This window comes from Streptomyces sp. NPDC050422 (assembly GCF_044458665.1).
Lineage (GTDB): Bacteria > Actinomycetota > Actinomycetes > Streptomycetales > Streptomycetaceae > Streptomyces.
This window is the reverse complement of the sequence record NZ_JBITIE010000006.1, coordinates 287421-311924: the sequence shown is the minus strand read 5'-3', so window position 1 is coordinate 311924 and position 24504 is coordinate 287421. Positions and strand designations below refer to the sequence as shown.

19 protein-coding genes are annotated in these 24504 nt (G+C 71.1%); 11 read left to right on the top strand and 8 right to left on the bottom strand.

Annotated features, from left to right (window positions below; genetic code table 11):
- Positions 1 to 125 precede the first annotated feature (125 nt).
- Positions 126 to 782 (top strand): DedA family protein, encoded by a 657-nt coding sequence (locus ACIBJG_RS11295; RefSeq protein WP_399306989.1) that lies wholly within the window; start codon positions 126 to 128, stop codon positions 780 to 782.
- Between the two features lie 86 nt (positions 783 to 868).
- Here the strand turns inward: ACIBJG_RS11295 and ACIBJG_RS11290 are convergent, their stop codons facing one another.
- The gene (locus tag ACIBJG_RS11290) at positions 869 to 1399 is read right to left on the bottom strand and encodes a gamma carbonic anhydrase family protein (RefSeq protein WP_399306986.1); all 531 of its coding nucleotides are present in this window, start codon (positions 1397 to 1399) and stop codon (positions 869 to 871) included.
- Positions 1400 to 1568: 169 nt separating this feature from the next.
- Between ACIBJG_RS11290 and ACIBJG_RS11285 the strand changes: the two genes are divergently transcribed.
- The 6 genes from ACIBJG_RS11285 to fxsT all read left to right on the top strand — a co-directional run bounded on the left by ACIBJG_RS11285 (position 1569) and on the right by fxsT (position 12004).
- Positions 1569 to 2306, top strand: a complete 738-nt coding sequence (locus tag ACIBJG_RS11285) for an acyltransferase (RefSeq protein ID WP_399306984.1) — start codon at positions 1569 to 1571, stop codon at positions 2304 to 2306.
- 108 nt (positions 2307 to 2414) lie between these two features.
- Positions 2415 to 2987: a helix-turn-helix domain-containing protein gene (locus ACIBJG_RS11280; RefSeq protein ID WP_399306981.1), complete on the top strand. Its 573-nt coding sequence runs from the start codon at positions 2415 to 2417 to the stop codon at positions 2985 to 2987.
- A 44-nt stretch (positions 2988 to 3031) separates the two neighbouring features.
- Positions 3032 to 3595, top strand: coding sequence for a YbaK/EbsC family protein (locus tag ACIBJG_RS11275; RefSeq protein ID WP_399306979.1), 564 nt, complete (start codon positions 3032 to 3034; stop codon positions 3593 to 3595).
- 516 nt (positions 3596 to 4111) lie between these two features.
- Complete coding sequence (locus ACIBJG_RS11270; RefSeq protein ID WP_399306976.1) at positions 4112 to 6541, top strand: FxsB family cyclophane-forming radical SAM/SPASM peptide maturase; 2430 nt, start codon at positions 4112 to 4114, stop codon at positions 6539 to 6541.
- A 149-nt stretch (positions 6542 to 6690) separates the two neighbouring features.
- Complete coding sequence (locus ACIBJG_RS11265; protein WP_399306973.1) at positions 6691 to 8061, top strand: TIR-like protein FxsC; 1371 nt, start codon at positions 6691 to 6693, stop codon at positions 8059 to 8061.
- Positions 8045 to 12004 carry an FxSxx-COOH system tetratricopeptide repeat protein gene (fxsT, locus tag ACIBJG_RS11260; RefSeq protein ID WP_399306970.1) on the top strand — a complete coding sequence of 1320 codons (3960 nt, stop codon included), beginning with the start codon at positions 8045 to 8047 and terminating at the stop codon, positions 12002 to 12004. The genes ACIBJG_RS11265 and fxsT overlap by 17 nt, the downstream gene beginning before the upstream one ends.
- 72 nt (positions 12005 to 12076) lie before the next feature.
- On the opposite strand, the gene ACIBJG_RS11255 is transcribed toward fxsT, so the two are convergent.
- The 4 genes from ACIBJG_RS11255 to ACIBJG_RS11240 form a co-directional block, all read right to left on the bottom strand.
- Positions 12077 to 12940: an alpha/beta fold hydrolase gene (locus ACIBJG_RS11255; RefSeq protein WP_399306968.1), complete on the bottom strand. Its 864-nt coding sequence runs from the start codon at positions 12938 to 12940 to the stop codon at positions 12077 to 12079.
- Between the two features lie 106 nt (positions 12941 to 13046).
- Entirely contained in the window at positions 13047 to 13898 is an 852-nt protein-coding gene (locus ACIBJG_RS11250) for an aminoglycoside N(3)-acetyltransferase (protein WP_399306965.1), read from the bottom strand.
- Positions 13899 to 13962: 64 nt separating this feature from the next.
- Positions 13963 to 14373 carry a CoA-binding protein gene (locus ACIBJG_RS11245; RefSeq protein WP_399306963.1) on the bottom strand — a complete coding sequence of 137 codons (411 nt, stop codon included), beginning with the start codon at positions 14371 to 14373 and terminating at the stop codon, positions 13963 to 13965.
- Between the two features lie 299 nt (positions 14374 to 14672).
- Positions 14673 to 15410 (bottom strand): TetR/AcrR family transcriptional regulator, encoded by a 738-nt coding sequence (locus ACIBJG_RS11240; RefSeq protein ID WP_399306960.1) that lies wholly within the window; start codon positions 15408 to 15410, stop codon positions 14673 to 14675.
- Positions 15411 to 16086: 676 nt separating this feature from the next.
- Here ACIBJG_RS11240 and ACIBJG_RS11235 point away from each other — a divergent pair.
- From ACIBJG_RS11235 to ACIBJG_RS11225, 3 genes are all read left to right on the top strand, one after another.
- A complete protein-coding gene (locus ACIBJG_RS11235) occupies positions 16087 to 16713 on the top strand; it encodes a YigZ family protein (protein WP_399306957.1) in 627 nt (208 codons plus the stop codon).
- Between the two features lie 212 nt (positions 16714 to 16925).
- The gene (locus ACIBJG_RS11230) at positions 16926 to 18092 is read left to right on the top strand and encodes an exonuclease SbcCD subunit D (protein WP_399306954.1); all 1167 of its coding nucleotides are present in this window, start codon (positions 16926 to 16928) and stop codon (positions 18090 to 18092) included.
- A complete protein-coding gene (locus ACIBJG_RS11225) occupies positions 18089 to 21148 on the top strand; it encodes an AAA family ATPase (RefSeq protein WP_399306951.1) in 3060 nt (1019 codons plus the stop codon). Before ACIBJG_RS11230 ends, ACIBJG_RS11225 begins: the two co-directional genes overlap by 4 nt.
- On the opposite strand, the gene ACIBJG_RS11220 is transcribed toward ACIBJG_RS11225, so the two are convergent.
- Entirely contained in the window at positions 21138 to 21584 is a 447-nt protein-coding gene (locus ACIBJG_RS11220; RefSeq protein WP_399306949.1) for an Lrp/AsnC family transcriptional regulator, read from the bottom strand. The two genes, ACIBJG_RS11225 and ACIBJG_RS11220, sit on opposite strands and share 11 nt — an antisense overlap.
- Before the next feature lie 92 nt (positions 21585 to 21676).
- Here ACIBJG_RS11220 and ACIBJG_RS11215 point away from each other — a divergent pair, with 92 nt between their 5' ends.
- Positions 21677 to 22168 (top strand): rhodanese-like domain-containing protein, encoded by a 492-nt coding sequence (locus ACIBJG_RS11215; protein WP_399306946.1) that lies wholly within the window; start codon positions 21677 to 21679, stop codon positions 22166 to 22168.
- A gap of 51 nt (positions 22169 to 22219) precedes the next feature.
- Here ACIBJG_RS11215 and ACIBJG_RS11210 read toward each other — a convergent pair whose 3' ends face one another.
- Both ACIBJG_RS11210 and ACIBJG_RS11205 read right to left on the bottom strand, forming a co-directional pair.
- Positions 22220 to 23905: a DUF885 domain-containing protein gene (locus tag ACIBJG_RS11210; protein ID WP_399306944.1), complete on the bottom strand. Its 1686-nt coding sequence runs from the start codon at positions 23903 to 23905 to the stop codon at positions 22220 to 22222.
- Positions 23906 to 23943: 38 nt separating this feature from the next.
- Positions 23944 to 24462 carry an Lrp/AsnC family transcriptional regulator gene (locus ACIBJG_RS11205; RefSeq protein WP_399306941.1) on the bottom strand — a complete coding sequence of 173 codons (519 nt, stop codon included), beginning with the start codon at positions 24460 to 24462 and terminating at the stop codon, positions 23944 to 23946.
- Between the last annotated feature and the right edge of the window lie 42 nt (positions 24463 to 24504).

Below are 24504 nucleotides of genomic sequence, written 5' to 3'. Positions count from 1 at the left end.
CGCACCCGGCAGGGAGCGGGCGGCCCTTCGCGCTGTCGGGGCCGACGCGCCGACCGGTAGGCTTCCGCCGTGCGCCGAGGAGTTGTCCGGCGGGCGATCAGGACATCACTACGGAGGAACCGGCGTTGCACATCCAGGAGTGGCTGGAGACCGTCCCCGCGATCAGCGTGTACGTCCTGGTGGGCGTCGTCATCGGGCTGGAGAGTCTGGGCATTCCGCTGCCCGGCGAGATCGTGCTGATCAGTGCGGCGCTGCTGGCCGCGGGACACGACGGCATCAACCCGTGGATCCTGGGCGCCTGTGCCACGGCCGGGGCGGTGATCGGGGACTCGATCGGGTACGCCATCGGCCGCAAGGGCGGACGGCCGCTGCTTGCCTGGCTCGGCGGAAAGTTCCCCCGGCACTTCGGTGAGAGCCAGATCGCCATGGCGGAGCGGTCGTTCCAGAAGTGGGGCATGTGGGCGGTCTTCTTCGGCCGCTTCGTCGCACTCCTGCGCATCTTCGCCGGACCGCTCGCCGGTGTCCTGCACATGCCGTACTGGAAGTTCCTGACCGCCAACGTGCTCGGCGGGATCGCCTGGGCGGGCGGTACGACGGCCGTCATCTACTCGGTGGGTGTCGTCGCCGAGGACTGGCTCAAGCGGTTCTCGTACCTGGGACTGGCGATCGCGGTCCTGATCGGGCTCACCTCGATGCTGATCCTCAAGAACCGGACCAAGAAGGCGGCCGCGCGGGCCGCCGCTACCGCGCCCGAACCCGAGACCGTCCCGGTTGCCGACTGACGCCGCGACTGACGACGGCCGGGTGCCGGTCGAGACGACGGGCGGGCACCGGCCACCGGGCCGCTGCCCGCCCGCCGCCTCGGTGATCAGTCCTCGTACGCCTGCCGGTGGGCCTTGGCCAGTTCCACGTAGCCGACCGCGTTGAACCTGATGCCTTCGAGCTCCTCCTCGGTCAGCTGCCGCTTGACCTTGGCGGGTACGCCCGCGACCAGCGAGCCCGGCGGCACCCGCATCCCCTGCGGGACGAGGGCCTGGGCCGCGATCAGCGATCCGGCACCGATGTGGGCGCCGTTGAGCACGGTGGCACCCATGCCGACCAGGACGTCGTCCTCGATCGTGCAGCCGTGCAGCACGGCGTTGTGCCCGACCGAGACGCGCTCGCCGACCGTGACGGGGAAGCCGGGGTCGACGTGGACGCTGCAGTTGTCCTGGATGTTGGAGGCGGCGCCGATCACGATCGGGCCGCAGTCGGCCCGCAGCACCGCGTGGTACCAGAGGCTGGAGCCCGCGGCCATCGTGATCTCACCGATCGCGACCGACGTCGGTGCGGTGAAGGCATCCGCGTCGATGACCGGCTCCTTGCCGCCCATGGCCGTGATCAACGCCTGCTCTGCCATCGCGCGTCCTTCCGTGCTCCGGTGCGGTGGGTCGCGGTCCTCCGGTCGCCGCCGGACGGTCCCGCCCGGGAAACGGTATGCGACGCGCGGGAGGCTTCGCGGTCGGGTGGGGTGAAGATCACAGGCCGGCACGACGATCGCCCGTGGGCCCGCCGACTACCGTGTGCGAGTGCCGAAGAACAGAAACACGTTCTCCTCCCTGACCGCCTGGCGGCGGCGCGCCCTGTCGGGGGCCGTCCACCGCTGCTGGCGCTGGGTGCAGGAGACGGGCGCGGTGACGGCGGCACACCCCGGCCGGCTGAGGTTTCGCCGTATCGGTGAGGGCACCAGGCTGGCCTTCCCGCAGGGCACGGTGTTCGGTGAGCCGTGGATCGAACTGGGCACCCACTGCATCATCGGCGAACAGGTCACCCTGACGGCGGGGCTCATGCCCGATCTGGATCTCGGATCCGACACCGTCCTGACGCTCGGCGACGGAGTGGTGCTGGGCCGCGGCAGCCACGTCGTCGCCGACACCACGGTGACGATCGGCTCGGACACGTACTGCGGGCCGTACGTCTACATCACCTCGACCAACCACAGCTACGACGACCCGCGGCAGCCGGTCGGCAAGCAGTGGCCGCGGATGGAGCCGGTGTCCATCGGCCCCGGCTGCTGGATCGGCACCGGAGCGGTGATCCTGCCGGGTGCCAGGCTCGGCCGCAACGTGGTGGTGGCCGCGGGCGCGGTGGTACGCGGCGAGGTGCCCGACCACGCGGTGGTGGCCGGAGCCCCGGCCCGTGTCGTACGGAGCTGGAACCCGGAGAAGGGGTGGCAGCCGCCCCTGCGGACACCCGCCCCGGTCCCGATCCCCGCGGGCGTGACCCCGGAACAGCTTCTGGCCGTGGCGGAGCTCGACGAGAGCTGAGTGCGGCCGGTAGTGGGTCCCGCAGTACAGTGCGATGAACAGCCGGGTGCACCGCGCCGCACCGAAGCGCGATGTCTTCGACTCGGATCCAGAATATTTGGACGGTACGTGACCGATCTCGATCAGCTGACCCAGGCCCTCGCCCGGAATCTCAAGCACTGGCGCGGTGAGCGAGGCTTCACCCTGGACGTACTCGCCACCCGGGCCGGGGTCAGCCGCGGAATGATCATCCAGATCGAGCAGGCCCGCACCAACCCCAGCGTCGGCACCACGGTCAAGCTGGCCGACGCCCTCGGGGTCAGTATCACCACGCTGCTCGACTACGAACAGGGCGCACCGGTCCGTCTGGTTCCCGCGAGCCAGGCCGTCCGCATGTGGTCCACCGACGCGGGCAGCTACACCACCTTGCTCGTCGGGGCCGAGGCCCGGGGACCGCTGGAGCTCTGGTCCTGGCACCTGATGCCCGGCGACAGCAGCGCGTCCGACCCGCACCCCGAAGGCGCCGTGGAACTCCTCCACGTCACGGCGGGCACACTCACCCTGGTCGTCGACGGCGTCTCGCACGCCGTGCCCGCCGGTACGTCCGCAGTCTTCGAGGCGCACCACCCGCACGACTACCGCAACGAGGGGGCGGAGCCCGTCGACGCCACCATGGCCGTTTCGATCCCGCCCGTCAGGTGAGACGCCCAACCGGCGGGAGGGCAGGGGCTGTTAGCGTGGCGCGCATGCGCGCCCCCATCGGCTCCTTCGAGGATGCCTGCCCTGCTGCCGACCGTCTCGAACTCCTCACGGCCCCCGTGGCCCGAGCGGTGCGGGAGGGCTGGGGCGGCGTGCCCGCCGAGCAGATCATCCACGTCGACACGGACCCGGAGATCGCCGACACGGCCGCCTTCGTCGAGCGCCACGGAGCCGACCTGCTGGGCCGGTCGGCCAACTGCGTCGTGGTGGCGGGCAAGCGCGGCGGCGAGGTCACCCTGGCCGCCTGCCTCGTCCTCTCCCGCTGCCGTATGGACGTGAACGGCGCCGTCCGCAAGCAACTCGGTGCCCGCAAGGTCAGGTTCGCCCCGATGGACACCGCGGTCGGTGAGACGGGGATGGAGTACGGCGGCATCACGCCCGTCGGACTCCCGGCAGACTGGCCGGTGTTGATCGACTCCGCCGTGGTGGACGAGGAGTGGGTCCTGATCGGCAGCGGCACCCGGCGGGGAAAGTTGATCATGCCGGGCAAGGCATTGGCGGCACTGCCGGGCGCAGTGGTCGTCGAAGGCCTTGGACTGGCCGGATTCTGACTCGGGCTTCGTGAATCACCGTGTATCAGCTTCCGCTCTGCGGGAGGCTGGGCCCGGTGTGTCCCGACCCGGTCCCGGCTGGGCCGGTCGGGTCGCCCTTTAGCCCATTTGGGGGGTGTGCGCGAATATGACCGAAACCGCGGGGCAGGCGCGCGCGTTTGTCGTGCGCAGCGCCCCCGCGTGTGTCCAAGTGGCTATCTCTGAAGTTCTGTCCTATTTATAAGGAAAGTCAGAAATGTCCGCTTATGTCCACCTCGAGTCGGTGGCGATGACGGATGTCCTCAACATGAAGGGCCTTAAATGAAAACTACCCTCGTCTCGGCGGCCGGCAGGCCGGGGTTCGCTCCCCGTAGCCAGGCCGTGCCCCGGGTGCCGCTCGCTCAGCGAGCCGCTGTCCAGGGCGGTGGGGCCTTGCCCGCATCGATCAGTCGGCTCCTGTCGACCGACGCCGGGGCGAGTCCGTTGGTGATCGCAGCCTTCCAGTCGTCCGTCTGAGTAGCCGAACAGATACCCGTCATGGACCGGCCACCCCCTTCTTTGAGCCAATTCGTGCTGAAGATGCACAGCCGCTGTGATCTTGCCTGTGATCACTGCTACGTGTACGAGCACGCGGACACGAGCTGGCGTGGCCGGCCCAGGGCAGTGACGAGACAGACCCTGGCCAGGGCGGCGGATCGCATTGCCGAACACGCCCTGGCACACGGCCTACCCGTGGTCCATGTGGTGCTGCACGGCGGGGAGCCGCTGCTCGCGGGCCCGGAAAGGATTCGGTGCGCGGCCGAGGAGCTCACCCGTGCGCTCGACGGGATCAGCGCACTCGATCTGCGTATCCACACCAATGGGGTCCTGCTGAGCGAGGAGTTCTGCGACCTCTTCGCCGAACTGGGTATCAAGGTCGGGGTGTCGCTCGACGGCGACAGGGTCTCCAACGACCGTCATCGCCGTTATGCGGACGGGCGCAGCAGCCACCCCCAGGTCCTGCGCGCAGTCTCGCTGCTCAACCGTCCGGGCTACCGGAGGCTCTTCGCCGGACTGCTCTGCACCATCGATGTCGAGAACGATCCGGTCGCCGTGTACGACGCCCTCGTGGCCCTCGGTCCGCCGCGCATCGACTTCCTGCTCCCGCACGCGACCTGGGACGTGCCCCCGCTCCGGCCGCACGGTTCCGTGACGCCCTACGCGGACTGGCTCGACGTGATCTACCGGCGGTGGGACGCCGCGGGGCGGCCGGTGCCGGTACGGATCTTCGACTCCGTGCTGCGGACGCTGCGCGGTGAGAGCAGCCTCACCGAGTCCCTGGGCCTGGCGCCCGCGGATCTCGTGGTCATCGAGACGGACGGCACGTTCGAACAGGCCGACAGCCTCAAGACGGCCTACGACTCGGCTCCCGCCACCGGCATGAACCTCGTCGACCACACCCTCGACGAGGTGCTCGCCCACCCCGGCATGCTCGCCCGGCAACAGGGGCTGGAGCAGCTCAGTGACGAGTGCCGGGCCTGTCCGGTGGTCAACTCCTGCGGAGGGGGCCTCTACGCGCACCGCTACCGGACCGGAAGCGGCTTCCGTAACCCGTCGGTCTTCTGCCCCGATCTGATGGAAATGATCATGAATATTCGTGACCGTGAAGCGGCGGCGCCCGTGGCGAGCGGACCGGAGCCGCTCGCGGCGGCCGGACTCGACGAGCTGGCCTCGGGCTTCGGCAGTGCCGCGACCGTGGACCGGCTCGTGGCGGCCCAGTCGGAGATCAACCACGAGTTGCTGGCCGCGGTCGGTGAACGCGCTCCGCGGGGCGACCGCACCGCCATGCAGGCCTGGGAGTTGCTGGTCGACCTCGACGCGGGAGCGCCCGAGGCCCTGGACGCCGTGCTGGCGCACCCGTACACGCGGCCCTGGGCGCTGCGCGTGCTAGAAGGCGGGACGCGGTGGTCCGCCGGTCCCGGTCTGGCCGAGATCGCGGCCGCCGCCGCGCTGCGGGCCCGGCGCGGCGACACCGTCGCCGTCCCCGTGCGGGAAGGGCTGCTCCGCCTCCCCGGCCTGGGCGCGGTGACCCTGCCGCCGGATGCCGCACTCGCCGAAGTGTCCGCGGACGCCGAGGGGTTCTCGGTACGGGCGGCGGGCCGCCGTGTGCGGATCGACTGGGAGGAGGGGGTGGACGGGCTCACTCCGCACTGGCAGCCGGTGCGCGTGGTCGAGCGTCCGGGATGGTCGGTGGCGCTGGAGGACACCGACCCCCTGCGCGACCGTCATCAGTGGCCCGTCACCGGGCGGCTCTCCGCGGGCGAGGCCAAGCTGTGGGCGCAGGACCTGGCCGAGGCGTGGACGCTGATCCAGGGCGAACTCCCCGCGTACGCTCCGGGAGTGGCGACCGGCCTCCGGGTCGTCACACCGCTGCACGCGCCGGGGGGCAGCGATGTCAGTGCGGCCTCCCGTGACGCCTTCGGGGCGATCGGGGCGGCGCGGCCCGAAACACCCGATCTGCTGGCCCTGTTGATCGTGCACGAGTTCCAGCACGTGAAGCTCGGCGCGGTCCTGGACAGTTTCGACCTGCACCAACCGCTCGATGGCGGGCGGCTGTTCTACGCCCCCTGGCGCCCCGACCCACGACCGCTGGACGGCCTGCTCCAGGGCACGTACGCGCACATCGCCGTCACGGACTTCTGGCGCGTGCGCAGGCACACCGCGCAGGGAGGGGCGGCGCGCACGGCCGAGGCGCAGTTCGCCCGGTGGCGGGAGCAGACGACCGAGGCCGTGCGGGTGCTGGCCGGATCGGGGCTGCTGACCCCTCTGGGTGAGCGGTTCGTGGCCGGAATGGGCGATACGGCCGAGGCCTGGGAGGCGGAAGAGGTCTCCGCCGGTGCTCTGGCCCGGGCGCGGGACTCGGCCGAACGGCACCGCGCCGACTGGGCGGCTCGCCATCCGGTGCATGCTGCGCAGCTCCGTCCTTGATCTCTTTCGGAATTGACGGTTATGGCAGCAATTGATGGTCCCGTGCGGAAAGTGGAGGGACGGGATCAATAAATAGGCGCGTTCCTGCCGTTCCGCCGAAGATTCGATACTTCCTAGACTGAGGTCCCACACGTGGACCGGGGGAGACGTTGGATCTTGAAGCTGCCGGAGCACAGGGAGATGAGCCCAGACCGTACTTCTTCCTCAGCTATGCGCATACACCCAGGAACGATCCGAAGGACAAAGATCCGAATCTCTGGGTCGAGAGATTCTACCGGGACCTGTGCGCCCACGTTCTGCAGCTGACGTCCTTGCCCGCGGGGGTGCCGGCCGGGTTCCTGGATCAGCAGATGCAGCCCGGGGAGGGGTGGCAGGAGCGTCTGTCCGAAGCCCTGGCGTACTGCAAGGTCTTCGTTCCGCTCTACTCGCCGCGCTATTTCCTGAGCGAGCAGTGCGGCCGGGAGTGGTACGCGTTCTCCAGTCGCGCGGTTCACTATCAGGCGGCCCGCAGCAACGGCGGCCAGATGTCCGGCATCGTGCCCGCGCTCTGGGTTCCGGTACCGCCCAGGCAGCTTCCGCAGCCCGCGGAGCGGCTGCAGTTCAATCACGCCGCCTTCGGCGAGGAGTACGCCGACGAGGGCTTCTACGGGCTGATCAAACTGCGTTATCTGCGCGACCAGTACGAAAGGGCCGTGTATCTGCTCGCCAAACGGATAGTGAAGGTGGCGGAACAGAGCCGGATGCCGGAAGGGGACCCGCAGCAGGACTACGCGGCGGTGCCGAGCGCCTTCGGACCGCCCGGCAGGGCCCGGCAGATGGAGATCTCCGTCCTGGCCTGTTCCCGCTCCGACCTGCCCGCGGGCCGTGCGCCGGACTGCTACGGACCGGCCCAGCGCGACTGGAATCCGTACCACCCGAAATCCTCCAGGCCGCTGGCCGACCACGCCGTCGACCTCGTACGCAATCTCGACTACCAGGTGAGAGTGGGGGAGTTCGAGGCGGAGTCGGAGCGACTGCTCGGTACCGAACGGCCGCAGGCTCCGGGGCTGCTGCTGCTGGACCGGTGGGCCCTGGACACCCCACGTCGCCAGGAGTTGCTGAGACGGCTGAGCGAGAACGGCCGGCCCTGGATCAGTGTCATGGTCCCGTGGAACAGGGACGACCCCGACTCCGGCCACCGGGAGGCCGACCTGCGCGCCGTGCTCGAGGGGGTGCTCGAATCCGGTCCCGAGGGGGAATTCGGCCATCGGTCGCACAGCGGGGGCGTCCCCACCCTGGAGGCTTTCAGCCAGGAACTACCGGGAGCGGTGAAGGCCGCGGAGCGCCACTACGCCGCTCACGCCGAGACATTCCCGCCCGAGGGCCCGAGCGGCGCGATGCCGCGACTGCTGATCGACGGCGTGGGCTACGGAACCAGCAATTCCGCACTACCCGTTATCGGTACGGGCCACGACGCGGGCGATCCCGGTGACGGTGACGCCCCCGAGGGGGAGGACCCAGCAGATGACCGAGAACCGTGACGGCACCGTCGTCACCTTCTACTCCTACAAAGGCGGAACCGGCCGCACCATGGCGCTGGCCAACACGGCGTGGATCCTCGCCGCGAACGGCTATCGCGTACTCGTCGTCGACTGGGATCTCGAAGCCCCCGGCCTGCACCGCTTCTTCCATCCCTTTCTCGATCTCTCCGACCTGGCCGCCACACCCGGGCTCATCAATCTGATCACCGAATACCAGGAAGAGGCGCGCAGGCCCGCGGCGCGTGATCCGGAATGGCACCGTGAATACGCGCGGGTGAGGCCGCACGCCACCTCCCTGAACTGGGCCTTCCAACACGGCGGTAGTCTTGATTTCCTGTCTGCCGGACGCCGTAACCGGGACTATTCATCGACCGTCGGCCGGATGGACTGGGACGATTTCTACGAACGCTACGGGGGCGGCCAGTTCTTTGACGCCATGCGGGCCGACATGCAGAGACACTATGACTTCACCTTGATCGACAGCCGGACCGGACTGAGCGACATCGCCGACATCTGCACCGTCCAGATGCCCCAGGTGCTGGTGGTCTGTTTCACCCTGAGCGACCAGAGCATCGAGGGCGCGTCCGCCGTGGCCCGCGACATCGAGGAGCGGTTCCACGACAAACACATACGCATCCTGCCCGTGCCGATGCGCATCGACGACGGGGAGAAGGAGAAGGCCGACGCGGGGCGCGCGCTGGCCAGGGAGAGCTTTCCCGGCTTCCCCAGCGGCCTGGCCAACGACGAACTGGCCAACTACTGGGGCACGGTGGAGATCCCCTACCGGCCCTTCTACGCCTACGAGGAGATCCTCGCCACGTTCGGGGACGCCCCGAACATATCGAGCTCCATGCTCACCTCCTGCGAGCGGCTGACCGCGGTGCTCACCGAGGGCCGGGTCACCGCGCTGCCCGCGATGGACGAATCGGAACGCCTCGCCTACGTGGCGGCCTACACCCGGCGCAGGCCCGTACCGCCGTCCAACATCGTCCTCACTCATGTGGCGGAGGACCAGATGTGGGCGGACTGGCTGGAGGCCGTCCTCACCCGCGCCGGGTTCCACGTCATGCCCGTGGACGTGCGCAGCTCCCACACCGCCTGGAACGATGCGGAGTGGGCGGCGGCCGGTGCCTTCCGCGTCGTCCCCGTCATCTCCCAGGCCTACCAGAACTCGCGCCGTGCCCGCAGCCTGTGGGAGTCCGCCCTGGGGCTCGACCCCTCGGGGAGCCGGCGGCAGCTCGTCCCGGTCCGGATCAGTGACGTCCGGCTGACCATGCCGCTCAACAGCAGGGGCATCGTCGATGTCGCGCGGCTGGACGAACGCGAGGCCACCGTCGCCGTACTGGCGGCGCTCGACCGGGCCGAGGCCGCCGACACGACACCGGCCGCACCCGGGGGCCCGCGCTTCCCCGGCACGGTCCCCGGGGTGTGGAACGTACGGCCCCGGCACGCGGAGTTCACCGGCCGCGCATCCGTACTGGTGCGGCTGCGCGACCAGTTACGCGGCAGCAGCCGCACCGCGCAGCACCTGCCGCAGGTCCTCTACGGGCTCGGCGGCGTCGGCAAGACGCAGGTGGCTCGGGAGTACGCGCACCGGTTCCGGGCCGACTACGACCTGGTGTGGTGGGTCGAGGCCGAGCAGCCCGACCGGGTGGTGTCGTCCCTGGCGGAACTCGCCGCACAGATGGACCTGCGCGCCGGCGACGTGGTCGCCGAGGCGGCCAAGGCGGCGCTCCAGGCGCTGCGCAGCGGAGTGCCGTACGCGCGCTGGCTAATCATCTTCGACAACGTCGAGGACCTCGACAAGGCACTGGAACTCTTTCCCGACGAGACCGGACCGCTCACCGGAGGTCTCTACGGTCACGTTCTCGCCACCTGCCGCAACAAGCCGGCCTCCAGCCGCGTGGAGCCGGTGGAGGTCGAGGTCTTCACCCGGTCGGAGAGCGTGGAGCACCTGTGCCGCAGGGTGCGCAAACTGCCGGCCAGGGACGCGGACCGGGTGGCCGAGGCCGTCGGCGACCTGCCGCTGGCGGTGGAGGTCGCCGCGGCCTGGCTGGCCGAGACCGCGACGCCCGTCGACGCCTACGTCGAACAGCTCAGGGAGCAGAGCACCAAGGTCCTCTCCCTCGGCACACCCGAGGACTACGCCCTCCAGATCGGCGCCACCTGGAACATCTCCATCGCCCGGCTGCGCAAGGAGTCCAAGGCGGCGGTCCGGCTGCTGGAACTGTGCTCGTTCTTCTCCGCCGAACCGATATCGATGACGCTCATCGGCAGCGACTCGATGTTCCGCTCGCTCCTCCCGTACGACTCCGATCTCCGCGAGCGATACATGCTGGGGCGGGTCATCCAGGCGCTCAACCGCTTCGCCCTGGCCAAGGTGGACCCGGCCGACAGCAGCATCCAGGTCCACCGGCTCGTCCAGGCAGCGGTCCGTGCCGGGCTGTCGCCCGAGGAGCGGGACACGGCCGTCCACGAGGTGCACCGCATCCTCGCCGAGGCCCGGCCGCCGCAGGGCGCGGACCAGGACAACCCGGTGAACGACCCCAGGAGCTGGCCGGCCTTCGAACTCATCTGGCCGCACCTGGGGCCGTCGGGTGTCGCCGACTGCGACGAGGCCGAGGCCCGGCAGCTGATGGTCGACCGCATCCGCTACCTCCTCAAGCGCGGTGAACTGGAGAGCGCCAGGGCGCTGGGCACCCAGCTCAACAAGACCTGGACCCAGGAACTGGGCGAGGACGACCTGCAGACACTGAACCTGCGCTTCGAGCTGGCCAACGCCCTGCGCGCCCAGGGCAGGTACCAGGAGGCTCGCCGGATGGACGAGGACACCCTCGCCCGGCAGACCCGTCTGCTGCGCAAGGACCATCCCAGCCTGCTCATCACCACCGGCAGCCTGGCGGCGGACCTCAGGGCCCTCGGCCGGTTCGACGAGGCACTGGAACGGGACCAGAAGATCCACCATGTGATGCGTGAGACCTTCGGGGACAACCACCCGCGCACCCTCGTCGCCGCCCACAACCTCGCCATCGACTACCGGCTCACGGGCGACAGCGAAGCGGCGCGCAGGCTCGACGACCTCACCGTGGAGCGCCGCAGCACTCTGCTCGGCGAGGACCACCCGTACACCCTGACGACCAAGGGGCACCTGGGACGCGACCTGCGGGAGACCGGGGAGTACGAGTCCTCGGTCCAGATCCTCCGTGAGGTCAAGGCGGCCTTCGAGCGGGTCCTCAACGCGGACGTGCCCGAAGCGCTGCGCACCGCCAAGAGCCTGGCCGTCTCCCTGCGCAAGGCGGGCCACCCGCACGAGGCGAAGCTCCTGACGGAGGAGACGTACAACCGCTACCGCGAGAGGTACGGCACGAAGGTGCCCGACGCGCTCGCCTGCGGGCTGAACCTCGCAGCGGACTTCTCCGCGGTCGGCGACAAGCAGGCGGCTCTGGACCTGGCCCAGCAGGCGCTCGACGGATACCGGGCCACTCTGGGCGAGGACCATCCGTTCACACTGGCCTGCCGCAACAACGTCGCCATCTATCTGCGGGGCATGGGCGCGGCCCGGTCCGCGGCGGAGGCCGGGGAGGAGGTCAGGACCGCACTGGAGACCAGCCTGGGAGGACGGCACCCCTTCACCCTCTGCGCAGCCATCAACCTGGCCAATGCCTACGGTGACCTGAACCGGCCGCAACTGGCGGAGCGCTGGGAGCGGGCCGCTCTCGACGGCCTGCTGGACCGGTACGGTCCGGCGCACCCCGATGTGCTGGCCTGCCGCTCCAACCTGGCCGTCACCCTGCGCTCCATGGACCGTGAGAGGGAGGCCGAGCGGCTGCGGGCGGAAGTCGTGGCGCTGGCCGTCGAGCACCTGGGCATGGACCATCCGATCGCGGTGGCGGCCCGCGCCTGGCGGCGCATCAACCGCGATCTGGAGCCGCAGCCGGTCTGAACCCGCTCAAGCGGCGAGGTGGCCGGCCGGTACCGGCCGGCCACCTCGCCGGCGAAGGGCGCGGCCGGCCGGTCATCTCGTGACCCAGCCGAGTACACGGGTGAGGACGCGCAACGCGCCGAAGTGCGCGGCGCCGCGCTCCACCACTGTCTCCGCCCCGGGGATGCGCTCGCCGAGCCAGCGGGTGTGCTGCGCCGGTGCGAACACATCGTCCTCGCCGTGCCACAGGAGCACGGGCGAGGCGATGTCCTCGGGCCGGAACCCCCAGTCGCTGCTGAAGGACATGACGTCGTCGACCCACCCGTCGGCGGAACTGCGCAGCCCCTCGGCGAAGTTGCGCACCAGCATGGCGCGGATGCCGGTGTCGGACACGATCCCGCGGTCCGACGCCGACAGCCCGCGGTGCATGTCCACGACCGAACCCATCGGATCCGCCCGGATCGACGCCGATCGGCGTTCCAGCGCGGCGGTCAGCCTGCCGCGCCCCGCCGCGGCGTTGATGTACTCACGGACATTCGACTCGGTCATCCCCTCGAACCAGTCGAGCCCCTGCGCATCGCGGGGCGCCAGCCCGACCAGGGCCGCCGTGCGGGCGGCGCGGCCCCGCAGCAGGGCGGCGCACGCGAGCGCGTGCGGCGCCCCGCCCGACCGCCCCACCACCGCGAACTTGCCGATGCCGAGGGCGTCGGCGATGGTCACGACGTCGGCCGCGACATGGGCCACGGAACGACCGGGCAGCCGGTCGGACGAGCCGTAGCCGGGACGGTCGTACGCGATGAGGTGGATGCCCAGCCGGTAGAGCACCGCCCCCCGCGGCGCCGGCCCGAGCCGGCTGCCCGGGGTGCCGTGGAGCAGGAACACCGGTCTGCCGTGCGGGTTTCCGAAGCTTTCCACGGCCAGATCCCGGCCGTCCTCGGTGTGGATCAGCTGCTCCATCCGGTGCCTTCCCCTCGGGGCCGATACGCGGTAAGTATGAGTGTCGCAGGGGGAGTTGGATATAGATGCACCGACCAGGAGGTTGCCGCGCGGGCGCGAAGCGCCGTTAGGAGTGCGCCCCTTGCTCCCCTTGCGCTCCTCTGTGCGCCGGTAGCCACCGTGTGGCGAAGGCGACCGCTGCCGGGAAGCGGAACAGGCGGCCCGTCGCGGAGCCGACCGGGGCGGTGCGGACAGCCGCGGCGTGTTCCGAGCGTTCGAAGTCTGCACCCAGCGCCGCGAAGTCGCCGTCGTCCAGGGCCACGTCCTCGTACTCCCACCACCGGCGTCCGCCGCTGCCTCGCACCACGCAGCGATAGGTACGACGGGGCGGCGACGGCACGCGGTACTCCGCCAGATGGAACGCGGTGCATGAGCCGAATCCGGTGCCGAGCAGCAGGATCTGCGCCCGCAGTTCGTGAAGGCGGGCCAGCGGGGAGTCCTCGCCGAGATGGCAGTCCGGGCGATGGTCCGCCACCACGTGGCCGGCCAAAGGGCCCAGGGCGGCGAAGGAGGTCTGCGGATGCGCGCTGCGAACGGAGCCGGGGGAGCGACGCACCGCTTCGGCGAGCCGGCCCATCGACGGGGCGGGCGTCATCGCCGGGTCGAAGGCGGGCATCGCCGCGCGTACGGTCTCCCGCTCACGCTCGCCGAGGCCGTGGACCGCGGCGCGGTACTGCGGGGAGGTGTCGGAGTTCTCCGGGGTGAAGGACGGCACCACGAGAGTTCCCTCCGGGCCCAGCGCCCCCCGCAGCGCTGCGGCGACCGTGTCCGCGCCGCCGTCCACCGCTCCCACCGCGCTCAGTGACGCGTGCACCATCAGCACGCCGCCGCGCTCGACACCGAGCGCGGCGAGCTGTCCGGACAGCCGGGCCCGGCTGTGGGGGGCAGCGGACACGCTCGGGGCGTGGGCAGTACTCACAGCGGGCCATCCTCCCAGCCCCGAGCGGAGTGAGATACCCCGCACATACGACCGCCCGGTGCTCTCAGTTGTTCAGCGCGGGGATCTCGATGGCGGGGCAACGGTCCATGACCATGTCGAGCCCGGCCGCCCGGGTGCGTTCGTACGCCTTCTCGTCGACCACGCCGAGCTGGAACCAGACGGCGGAGGCGCCGATGGTGACGGCCTGGTCAGCGATGGGGCCGGCGAGGTCGCTGTTCACGAAGACGTCGACGACATCGACGGCGAAGGGAATCGATTCGAGGTTGGGGTAGCCCTGCTCGCCGTGGACGGTTTCGGCCTTCGGATGCACCGGCACGATCCGCTTCCCGTAGCGCCGCAGGACATCCGCCACCCGGTAGGCGGCTCGGCTCTCGTTGGACGACAGACCGACGATCGCCCAGGTGTCACCCAGCCCGGTGAGTATCCTGCGCACGGTTTCCGGTGACCCATACATGGCTGACTCCTGATCAGTGGGGATGCTCCTGACCAGTAAACGGCCTCGGGACGGGTAAACCCGCACGTTCCGGTGTCGCGTGTTCGGGACGGATGCCCACGAGTCATGACGCTGGGTAAGGAGTCAGCTTCACCGCCTCCACTCCGGCCGCCGGTGCCCTGCGCCCCTTGGTCGCGACCCGCAGGTGAGCGGCCGGAGATCGGGCCCCTTCGCCTGGACCGCGGTTTCGGAATCGGCCTTGGTGGAGCGGTCACCGCCAAGCCGACGATCATGGACGTGAGGCCGGTCGTGGGGAGCGGCTATGCGGACAGTCGCTGGAGCCATTCCGTCAGAAGTTGTTGTTCGGCCTGGCTGAGGGCGTTCTGGCCAGGCAGTGCTGCGCGCAAGGCCCGGGCGGCGCCGCCCGGCCCCGGTTCCTCAACAGCCGGTTCCTGGGTGGTGATGGTGGTGATCATCGATTCGCGCAGGGCGACAAGGAGCGCGGTGTCTCGCTCGGGCTCGGGGACGGACTGCCAGGTCAGGATGGCGCCGCTGGCGGTGGCATGGACGATCTGGGCCGCGAGTCCCTCTTCCGTGCGCAGGAGTCCCGCGGCGGCGATGCGACGGATTTTGTCCATGAGGTGTTCGAGGCCGATCCGGAAGACGGTCGTGGACCGGGCGGGCTCGCCGTACATCAGCGTGTACAGCGCGGGGTTGGCCAGTCCGAACTCGACCACGGTGTCCCAGCCGACGCGCAGTTCCTTGACCGGGTCGTCAGGCGAGGATTTGATCTGCTGCTTGGCTGCCAGGAACCGGGTGAAACCGTGCTCGGCCACTGCATCCAGCAGGCCCTCCTTGTCGCCGAACAGCCGGTAAAGGGCGGGCGGTTGCAGTCCGGCGGCGTCAGCGACCGCCCGGGTGGTGACCGAGTCGCGGCCCCCTTGCTCCAGCAGGTCGGACGCGGCCTCGATGATCCGGCGGCGCGTCTGTTCTCGTGCGGCGGTGGCGGGCACCGCAGCGCGCCGGGTGGGGGTTGGGTGAGGCGGTTCAACAGGCATGGAAGCAACGATAGCGCCGCCGGAGCCCGGGTGCTATCGCTGGTATCGCCCTCGCGTTGCCATCAAAAGTATCGACGGTACTGTTGAAAGGGTTCCATTGGAAACACTCCATGTGAGGAGAACTGTCAAGTCCGACCGTTTGCGGATCACCGAGGTGGAAGAGACCGTCGTGGTGCCGCCGTCCATGACGCGTACCAGCGGGCCGGATCGCCGCGGATCCCCGCTCGCGGGTTCGGCGAGAACCCCAGCGCCAAGAACCTGCACGAGGTCGGCGAGCCCGCGGCTGGCCCACATGGACGACCAGGGCATCGGCGTCGCCGTGCTCTCTCTGTCGTCCCCGGGTGTGCAGGATCTGCCCGAGGCAGATGCGGTCGCGGTGGCCCGCGACAGGGTTTGACGACAGATGCCGACAGATGACGACAGGTTGGGCCCGATCTTCCGAACGGCAGGGGCCCCGAGTGGCGAACCCGGCCGCGAAGTCACCACGCCGCCCTGGCGGCATCACAGGCCGGGAGGGCGAAGTGCTCACCCTCATCGGCAGTGGCCCGACCCACACCGGGATCGCCGACCGTGAGGCGTAGCCGTCCTCACCGTGCACCCGCTCCGCCGTGGGAGGGACGGGCGCCGTCCCCTGCCGGATCCGGACCGTTCCCGCGGCTGCGCATAGGCTGGCCCGATGCAGGAGCAGTACCGGACAGTCGCCCGCGCGGGCGTGCACGAGACCGAGATCAATCGATCACGCTTCATCTGCGCGCTCGCCCCCGCCGCCACCGAGCAGGAGGCACAGGACTTCGTCGCACGCATCCGCAGGGAACACCCGACCGCCTCGCACAACTGCTTCGCGTACGTGATCGGCGCCGACGCCTCCGTGCAGAAGGCCAGTGACGACGGCGAGCCGGGAGGCACCGCCGGCGTCCCCATGCTGCAGATGCTCACCCGCCGCGAGATGCGGTACGTCGTCGCGGTCGTCACCCGCTACTACGGCGGGGTGAAACTTGGTGCCGGCGGGCTGATCCGGGCGTACGGGGGAGTGGTCGGCGAGGCCCTCGACGCCCTCGGCACCCTCACCCGGCAGCGGTTCCGGATCGCGACGGTCACCGTCGGCCATCAGCGCGCCGGACGGCTGGAGAACGAACTGCGGGCCACCGGACGCAGCGTGCGCGAGGTCCGGTACGCGGAGGCGGTGACCATCGAGATCGGGCTGCCGGATGCCGAGGTCGAGGAGTTCCGCCGCTGGCTGGCCGACGCGACGGCGGGCGAGGCGGAACTGGAACTGGGTGCGGAGGCGTACGGGGACGCCTGAGCGGACCGGCCCGGCGCCGGGAGACGGGGCTCTCTTCCCGGCTCGGGCCCCGGCGGCGCATCCGGTGGTGGGAGACTGTGGTGCGTGAGGGAGCAGGGGCAGGGGCGCGCAGGCGTGGCAGGCGCCTGCACCGGGGCCCGGAGCCGGCCCGGTGCGCGGCCGGTCAGGACCCGGGGGACGAGGAAGCGAAACATGCAGGTCGGAGCCGGCTCTTGAGGATTTTGCACACATCGGACTGGCACCTGGGCCGTTCGTTCCACCGGGTCTCCTTGCACGAGGCGCAGGCCGCCTACCTCGACCACCTGGTCGCCACCGTGCGCGAGCACGAGGTCGACGTCGTGCTCGTCGCGGGTGACGTGTACGACAGGGCGGTCCCGCCGCTCTTCGCCGTGGCGCTCTTCGATGACGCACTGCACCGGCTCGCCGCCGCCGGTGTGCCCACCGTGATGATCTCCGGGAACCACGACTCGGCCCGCCGGCTGGGGGTCGGCGCGGGGCTCATCGGCCGGGCCGGTATCCACCTGCGGACCGACCCGGCCCATTGCGCCACCCCCGTCGTCATTCCGGACGCGCACGGCGACGTGGCGTTCTACGGCCTCCCGTATCTCGAACCCGCCCTGGTCAAGGACGTGTTCAAGGCGGAGCGCGCCGGACACGAAGCCGTGCTGACGGCCGCCATGGACCGCGTTCGCGCCGATCTCGCCCAGCGGCCGGACGGCACCCGGTCCGTGGTCCTCGCCCACGCCTTCGTCGCGGGCGGCGAGCCGAGCGACAGCGAGCGCGACATCACCGTCGGCGGAGTGGCGGCCGTCCCCGCCGGGGTCTTCGACGGTGTCGACTACGTGGCGCTGGGCCACCTCCACGGCTGCCAGACCGTCGCTGAACGCGTCCGGTACTCCGGCTCCCCCCTCGCGTACTCCTTCTCGGAGGTCCACCACCGCAAGACGATGTGGCTGATCGACCTCGACGCCACGGGCGCGATCGCCGCAGAACGGATCGACTGCCCGGTGCCCCGCCCCCTCGCCCGGCTCCGCGGCAGGCTGGACGCCCTCCTGGACGACCCCGCCCTCGACCGGCACGAACACTCCTGGGTCGAGGCCACCCTCACCGACCCTGTTCGGCCGGCCGAACCCATGGCCCGGCTCGTCGAGCGCTTCCCGCACACGCTCAGCCTCGTACTCGAACCGGACCGGGCACCCGACGACCCGCACACCTCCTACGCCCAGCGGCTGCGGGGACGCGACGACCAGAGCATCGCGGAGGACTTCGTGGCCCACGTCCGCGGCGGGTACGGCACCGACGAACATGAGCGCACCGTGCTGCGCGGCGCCTTCGACCACGTACGGGTCGACGACGGCGTGCGCGAGGTGAACCGATGAGGCTCCACCGGCTCGACATCACCGCCTTCGGCCCGTTCGGCGCCACCCAGGAGATCGACTTCGACGCACTCTCGGCGGCCGGGCTCTTCCTGCTGCACGGACCGACCGGCGCCGGCAAGACCTCGGTCCTCGACGCCGTCTGCTACGCCCTGTACGGGGCCGTTCCCGGTGCCCGGCAGAGCCCCGGAACCTCGCTGCGCAGCGACCACGCACCCGCGGACCTGCCCACCGAGGTCCGGCTCGAACTCACCGTCGGCGGGCGCCGCCTGGAGATCACCCGGCGCCCCGCCCAGCCCCGCCCCAAGAAGCGGGGCGGCGGCCACACCACGGAGAAGGCGCAGAGCTGGCTGCGCGGATACGACCCCGAGCAGGGCTGGCAGGCGCTGAGCCGCTCGCACCAGGAGATCGGTGAGGAGATCACCCAGCTCATCGGGATGAGCCGGGAGCAGTTCTGCCAGGTGGTGCTCCTGCCGCAGGGCGACTTCGCCCGCTTCCTGCGGGCCGACGCGGAGGCGCGCGGCAAACTGCTCGGCAGGCTCTTCGACACCCGTCGTTTCGCCGCCGTCGAGGAGCGCCTCGCCGATCTTCGCCGGGTCGCCGAGAACCAGGTCAGGGCCGGGGACGAACAGATCCTCGCCCTCGCCCAGCGGATCGCCCAGGCCGCCGGCCCGGCCGGGCAGGAAGCCCCGATGCCCCAGGTCCAGCCCGGCGAACCCGGGCTCGCGGACGCCGTACTGGGATGGGCGGCGACGGCCCGCGGCAGCGCCCGGGAGCGGCTCGACATCGCCGGTGCGGTGGTGGCGGCGGCCGAGAGCCGCCAGGGCGCCGCCCGGATCGCGCTGGACGCCGAACGGGAACTGGCCGCACTCCAGCAGCGGTACGCCGAGACCGCCCGCCGCGCCGCCGCATCCGAAGCGGGCCGGGCCGCACACGACGACGCCCAGGAACAGCTGAGGCGCGCCCGCAAGGCGGACCGCGTCGCCCCGGCACTGGAACTGCGCGACGAGGCCGAGCTGACGTACCGACGAGTGAGCGCTGCCCGCGACCGCTCCCGGACCCGGCTGCCGGACACCCTGGCCGACGCCGGTGCCGAGCAACTGTCGGCCCTGGAACGCCGGCTGCGCGAGGAGCTCGGCGGACTGGACGCCGCGCGCCGCGCCGAGCGGCGCAGTGCCGAGATCGACAGCGAACGCACCGCGCTGGAGCGGCAGGCCCGGGCGGACGACGAACTGATCCGCGACGCCGAGGGCTGGCTGGCCGGCTGGGAGGCCACCCGCAGCGGGCTGCTCGCCCGTATCGAGGCGGCGCAGGAGGCCGCGACCCGCTCCGAGCTGCTGGCCGGCCGGCTGGACCCGGCCCGGCGACGCCTGGACGCGGCCCGCCGACGGGACGCGCTGGCGGCCGAGGCGGACGGCGCCGAGGACCGGCTCGGCAAGGCCCGTGAGCACGCCCTCGGCACCCGTGAGCACTGGCTCGACCTGCGCGAGCGGCGGCTGCGCGACATCGCGGCCGAGCTCGCGCGGGAACTCGTCGAGGGCGAGGCCTGCACGGTCTGCGGCTCCGCCGACCACCCGCGGCCGGCCCGCGCCGGGGACGGACACGTCGACCAGGCGACGGAGGATGCCGCGGAGGCCGCCCACCGGCGTGCCGAGCAGGCCCGCACCGAGGCGGAGCACGCGCTCGGAGCCGTACGCGAACACTATGCGGCAGCCCGGGCCGAGGCCGTGGAGGCGGCCGGCGCCGACAGCGCGGCGGACCCGGACACGGGCGGGACGGCCGATCCGTCGGTCGCCGCGCTCACCGCGCTCGTGGACACGCTGACCCGGGAGCACGCGCAGGCGCACCGGACCGCCGCCGGGATGCACGCCGCACGCGAGGCCCTGGCGGCGGCCGAACGGGAGCAGACGCAGCGGACCGAGGACCGGCGGCAGGCCGAGCGACGGGCCGCCGCCCGCACTTCCCGTCGTGAGGGGCTCGACGGTGAACAGGAGTCCCTGGCAGAGGTCCTGTCACACGCACGCGGCGAGTCGGGCAGCGTCACCGAACACGCCGCCCTCCTGCAGAACCGGGTCACCCTGCTCGTCGAGGCGGCCACGACGGTGCGCGAGGAGGAGAACGCGGCAGCGCGGCTCAAGGAGGCCGATGACCGGCTCGCGGACGCTGCTTTCCGGGCCGGCTTCGACACACCGCAGGCCGCGGCGGACACCCTGCTCGCCGACTCCGGACAGCGTGCGCTCCAGCACCGCATCGACGCCTGGCAGGCCGAGGCGTCCGCTGTGGCCGACCGGCTCGCCGAGACCGGAGCCCGTGCCGCCGCCGACCGCGCCCCGGCCGCGCCGGACGCCGCGCAGCGGGTGTACGACACGGCGGAGCGCCTGCTGAGGGACGCTTCGACGGCCCTCGCGGCGGCACGCGAGCGCTGCGCCGAACTCGGCCGCCTCTCCCGCCGTGCGGCCGACGACGTGCGGGGCCTGGGGCCGGTGCGCGAGGAGTACGAACGGGTCGCCCGGCTCGCCGGTCTCACCGCCGGCACGTCGGCCGACAACGAACGCAAGATGAGGCTCGAGTCGTACGTCCTCGCGGCCCGTCTCGAACAGGTGGCGGCGGCCGCCACCGCCCGGCTCCGGCGGATGTCCTCCGGCCGCTACCAGCTGGTCCACTCCGACGCCCGCACGGGCGGCCGCCGGGCCGGACTCGGCCTGCACGTCATCGACGCCTGGACGGGACGCGAACGCGACACGGCCACGCTCTCCGGCGGCGAGACGTTCTTCGCCTCGCTCGCCCTGGCACTCGGTCTCGCCGACGTGGTCACCGACGAGTCGGGCGGCGTACGGCTGGACACCCTGTTCATCGACGAGGGTTTCGGCAGCCTGGACGAGCAGACCCTCGACGAGGTGCTCGACGTGCTGGACTCGCTGCGCGAACGGGACCGCAGCGTCGGCATCGTCAGTCATGTCGCCGATCTGCGCCGGCGCATCCCCGCCCAGCTGGAGGTCGTGAAGGAACGGCACGGATCGGCCGTGCGCCACCGCGCCGCGGACGAAATCAGCGACTGACCGCCCGCCTCGGCAACGGCGAGGAGTAGACGACGCTGGTGGTGACGGATCCGAGGGCGCCGATCTTCCCGGAGACCGCTTCCAGATGCCTCATGGAACGGGCCGTCACCTTCAGCACGAAGCAGTCGTCACCGGTGACGTGATGGGCCTCCACGATCTCCGGCGTCGTGTCGAGGAGGTCGTGGAACGGCTTGTAGTTGCCGTTCGGATACCGCAGCCGTACGAAGGCGAGAACCGGCAGACCGAGGCGCTCCGGGTCGACCACCGCCGCGTATCCGACGATGATCCCGGCCTCCTCCAGCCGGCGCACGCGCTCCGTCACGGCGCTCGACGACATCGAGACGGCCCGCGCGAGCTCGGCGAACGTCGCCCGTCCCTCGCGCTGCAGGACGTCGAGAATGCGCCAGTCGGTGTCGTCCGGGGAATAATCGGTCATGGGAAGAGGAAACAGGGGATTGCCCGGCGGATCAAGGGGTGCGCCGGGGAACTCGTCTTCCGGCGAACGACCGCCGCTCGTAGATTTTCACCATGACTACGCAGACCGCCGCCAGCACCGCCACCAACCCCGTACTGCGCGTTCCGCCCGCCGCACCGGCCGCGGCCGCCGCCTACTTCGGCGCCTCGCTCGCCTGCCACGCCGATGTCTCGGACGTCGCCGCGGCGCTGGCGTCCGACGGCGACACCGGTTTCGTACTCCTCGACTCCCGCTCCACCGCGTCCTGGGACCAGGGGCACGTACCCGGGGCCGTACATCTGCCGACGGCGCTCATCGCTGACCAGGCACGGCAACTGCTCGACCCTGCCGTGCCCGTGGTCACCTACTGCTGGGGGCCCGGTTGCAACGGCGCCACCTGTGCCGCGCTCGCCCTCGCCGAACTCGGTTACCAGGTCAAGGAGATGCTCGGCGGCTTCGAGTACTGGGCGCGTGAGGGCTTCGAGTTCGAGACCTGGCAGGGGCGTGAACGGCGTACCGCCGACCCGCTCACCGCACCCGACGAATCCGCGGACTGCGGGTGCTGACACCGGCCGGCCGGTCCCGGGCACCGGGCCCGGGACCGGCCGGCGTCACGGTCAGAGCTTCGACAGCTCGTCGACCAGGTCGTCCAGACCCAGCGGGCCCTGGGAGAGGGCGGCCATGTGCCAGGACTTGAGGTCGAAGGCGTCCCCGTGCGCGGCGCGGGCGTTCTCCCGGCCGAGCAGCCAGGCGCGCTCGCCCAGCTTGTAACCGATGGCCTGGCCCGGCATCGAGAGATAGCGGGTCAGCTCGCTCTCCACGAAGTCGGCGGGCCGGCCGCTGTGGCTGCCGAAGAACTCCTGGGCCAGGTCCGGCGTCCACCGCTCACCGGGGTGGAACGGCGAATCGGCCGGGATCTCCAGCTCCGCGTGCATGCCGATGTCCACGATCACCCGGCAGGCCCGCATCATCTGGGCGTCCAGGTAGCCCAGCCGGCGCTCGGCGTCGGGCAGGAATCCCAGCTCGTCCATCAGCCGCTCCGCGTACAGCGCCCAGCCTTCGGCGTTGGCGCTGACGATGCCGATGGATGCCTGGTAGCGCGAGAGGCTCTCGGCCACATGGGCCCACTGGGCCAGCTGGAGGTGATGGCCGGGCACGCCCTCGTGGTACCAGGTGGAGACCAGGTCGTACACCGGGAACCGGGTCTCGCCCATCGTCGGCAGCCAGGTGCGCCCGGGCCGCGAGAAGTCCTCGGACGGACCCGTGTAGTACGGCGCCGCGGCGCCGCCGGGCGGGGCGATGCGGGACTCCACCTTGCGGACCCGCTCGGCCAGTTCGAAGTGCGTACCGTCCAGGGCCTCGATCGCCTCGTCCATCAGGCCCTGCAGCCACGCCTGGACCTCGTCGACGCCCTCGATGTGCTTGCCGTGCACATCGAGATGGGCCAGCGCCTCCCAGGGACCTGCGCCCGGCAGCACCTTCTCGGCCTCGGTCCGCATCTCGGCGAGCAGCCGGTGGTATTCCGACCAGCCGTACGCGTACGCCTCGTCGAGATCCAGGTCGGTGCCGTTGAAGTAGCGCGACCAGCGGGCGTAGCGCTCGCGGCCCACCGTGTCCGGCGCGCCCTCGATCGCGGGGGCGTACACGTCCCGCATCCACTGCCGCAGCTCCTCCAGCGACCGGGTGGCCTGCGCGGCGGCGGCGTCCAGTTCGGTGCGCAGCGCGTCCGGGCCGGCGGCGGCGAAGTCCTGGAAGAACCCCGTCGTACCGTTCCCGACCCACTCGTCGAGCTGGTCGATGAAGGTGGTGGTGGCGCGCGGGCCCCCGTACAGCTTCCGCTCCAGACCGAGTGCGAGGGACTCGCGGTAGCCGGACAGGGCGCCCGGGACGGCCTTGAGGCGCTCGACGACGGCCGTCCAGTCCTCGTCCGTCTCCGTGGGCGTCACCGTGAACACCTCACGGATCGAGTGGACCGGGGAGTGCAGGTTGGAGACGGCCCGCAGCGCCTCGTCGGCCTCGTGGACGGCGAGTTCCGCCGTCAGGCGCTCACGCAGCAGACGGCCGCAACGGCGCTCGGCGTCGTCGGCCGCGCCGGGCAGCTGCTCCGCGCGGTCGAGCCGCGCGAGGGTGGTGCGGGCGAGACCGGCCAGTGCTTCCTGGCCGGCGGGGGAGAAGTCGGGAAGGCGGCGCGAGCTCTCCGCGACACCCAGATAGGTGCCGGAGATCGGGTCGAGTTCGATAAATGCGTCGACATAGGTGTCGGCGACCTGGCGGGGCAGCGCGCTGCTCGGAGAGTCTGACATGTGGACATCCTCGTACGCGGAGGGCCTCCGCGTCACTATCAATCGACACCATGGGCCTGACCCGGTCCGGCTTCGGACGTCCGGGGGGAGGGCGGCAGCAGAGGACCGCATTCCCACTGCTGGAATATCAACCGCGTCTCCACGCGGGCCACTTCGCGCCGCGAGGTGAACTCGTCCAGGACCAGACGCTGCAGATCGGCGGTGTCGGTCACCGCCACATGGACCAGGTAGTCGTCGGGGCCGGTCAGATGGAAGAGCGCACGGGACTCCGGCAGCGTCCTGATCCGTTCCACGAACGGGCCGATGAGTTCCCGGCGGTGCGGCCGGACCTGCACGGACAGGAGCGCCTCCAGACCGCGGCCCAGCCTGGCCGGGTCAAGCCGCAGCTGATGGCCGAGGATGACCCCTGTGCGGCGCAGCCTGGTGACCCGGTCCAGACAGGTCGAAGGGGCGACCCCGACCTCGGCCGCCAGTTCGCGGTAGGTGGTCCGGGCATCGTTCTGCAGCAGCCGCAGAATGTGCAGATCCACCGTGTCGAGAGCGACGGAATCGGTCATTCGCCGAACGTAGCACGGGCATGTGTCCATCTGTTCCGGTCA

What these genes read in the sequence shown, in the direction of transcription:
- fxsT (WP_399306970.1), top strand. Translation starts at nt 8,045, where the DNA reads ATGACCGAGAACCGTGACGGCACCGTCGTCACCTTCTACTCCTACAAA.
- ACIBJG_RS11225 (WP_399306951.1), top strand. Translation starts at nt 18,089, where the DNA reads ATGAGGCTCCACCGGCTCGACATCACCGCCTTCGGCCCGTTCGGCGCC.
- ACIBJG_RS11270 (WP_399306976.1), top strand. Translation starts at nt 4,112, where the DNA reads ATGGACCGGCCACCCCCTTCTTTGAGCCAATTCGTGCTGAAGATGCAC.
- ACIBJG_RS11255 (WP_399306968.1), bottom strand. Translation starts at nt 12,940, where the DNA reads ATGGAGCAGCTGATCCACACCGAGGACGGCCGGGATCTGGCCGTGGAA.
- ACIBJG_RS11210 (WP_399306944.1), bottom strand. Translation starts at nt 23,905, where the DNA reads ATGTCAGACTCTCCGAGCAGCGCGCTGCCCCGCCAGGTCGCCGACACC.
- ACIBJG_RS11205 (WP_399306941.1), bottom strand. Translation starts at nt 24,462, where the DNA reads ATGACCGATTCCGTCGCTCTCGACACGGTGGATCTGCACATTCTGCGG.
- ACIBJG_RS11220 (WP_399306949.1), bottom strand. Translation starts at nt 21,584, where the DNA reads ATGACCGATTATTCCCCGGACGACACCGACTGGCGCATTCTCGACGTC.
- ACIBJG_RS11240 (WP_399306960.1), bottom strand. Translation starts at nt 15,410, where the DNA reads ATGCCTGTTGAACCGCCTCACCCAACCCCCACCCGGCGCGCTGCGGTG.
- ACIBJG_RS11235 (WP_399306957.1), top strand. Translation starts at nt 16,087, where the DNA reads ATGCAGGAGCAGTACCGGACAGTCGCCCGCGCGGGCGTGCACGAGACC.
- ACIBJG_RS11290 (WP_399306986.1), bottom strand. Translation starts at nt 1,399, where the DNA reads ATGGCAGAGCAGGCGTTGATCACGGCCATGGGCGGCAAGGAGCCGGTC.
- ACIBJG_RS11215 (WP_399306946.1), top strand. Translation starts at nt 21,677, where the DNA reads ATGACTACGCAGACCGCCGCCAGCACCGCCACCAACCCCGTACTGCGC.
- ACIBJG_RS11275 (WP_399306979.1), top strand. Translation starts at nt 3,032, where the DNA reads ATGCGCGCCCCCATCGGCTCCTTCGAGGATGCCTGCCCTGCTGCCGAC.
- ACIBJG_RS11245 (WP_399306963.1), bottom strand. Translation starts at nt 14,373, where the DNA reads ATGTATGGGTCACCGGAAACCGTGCGCAGGATACTCACCGGGCTGGGT.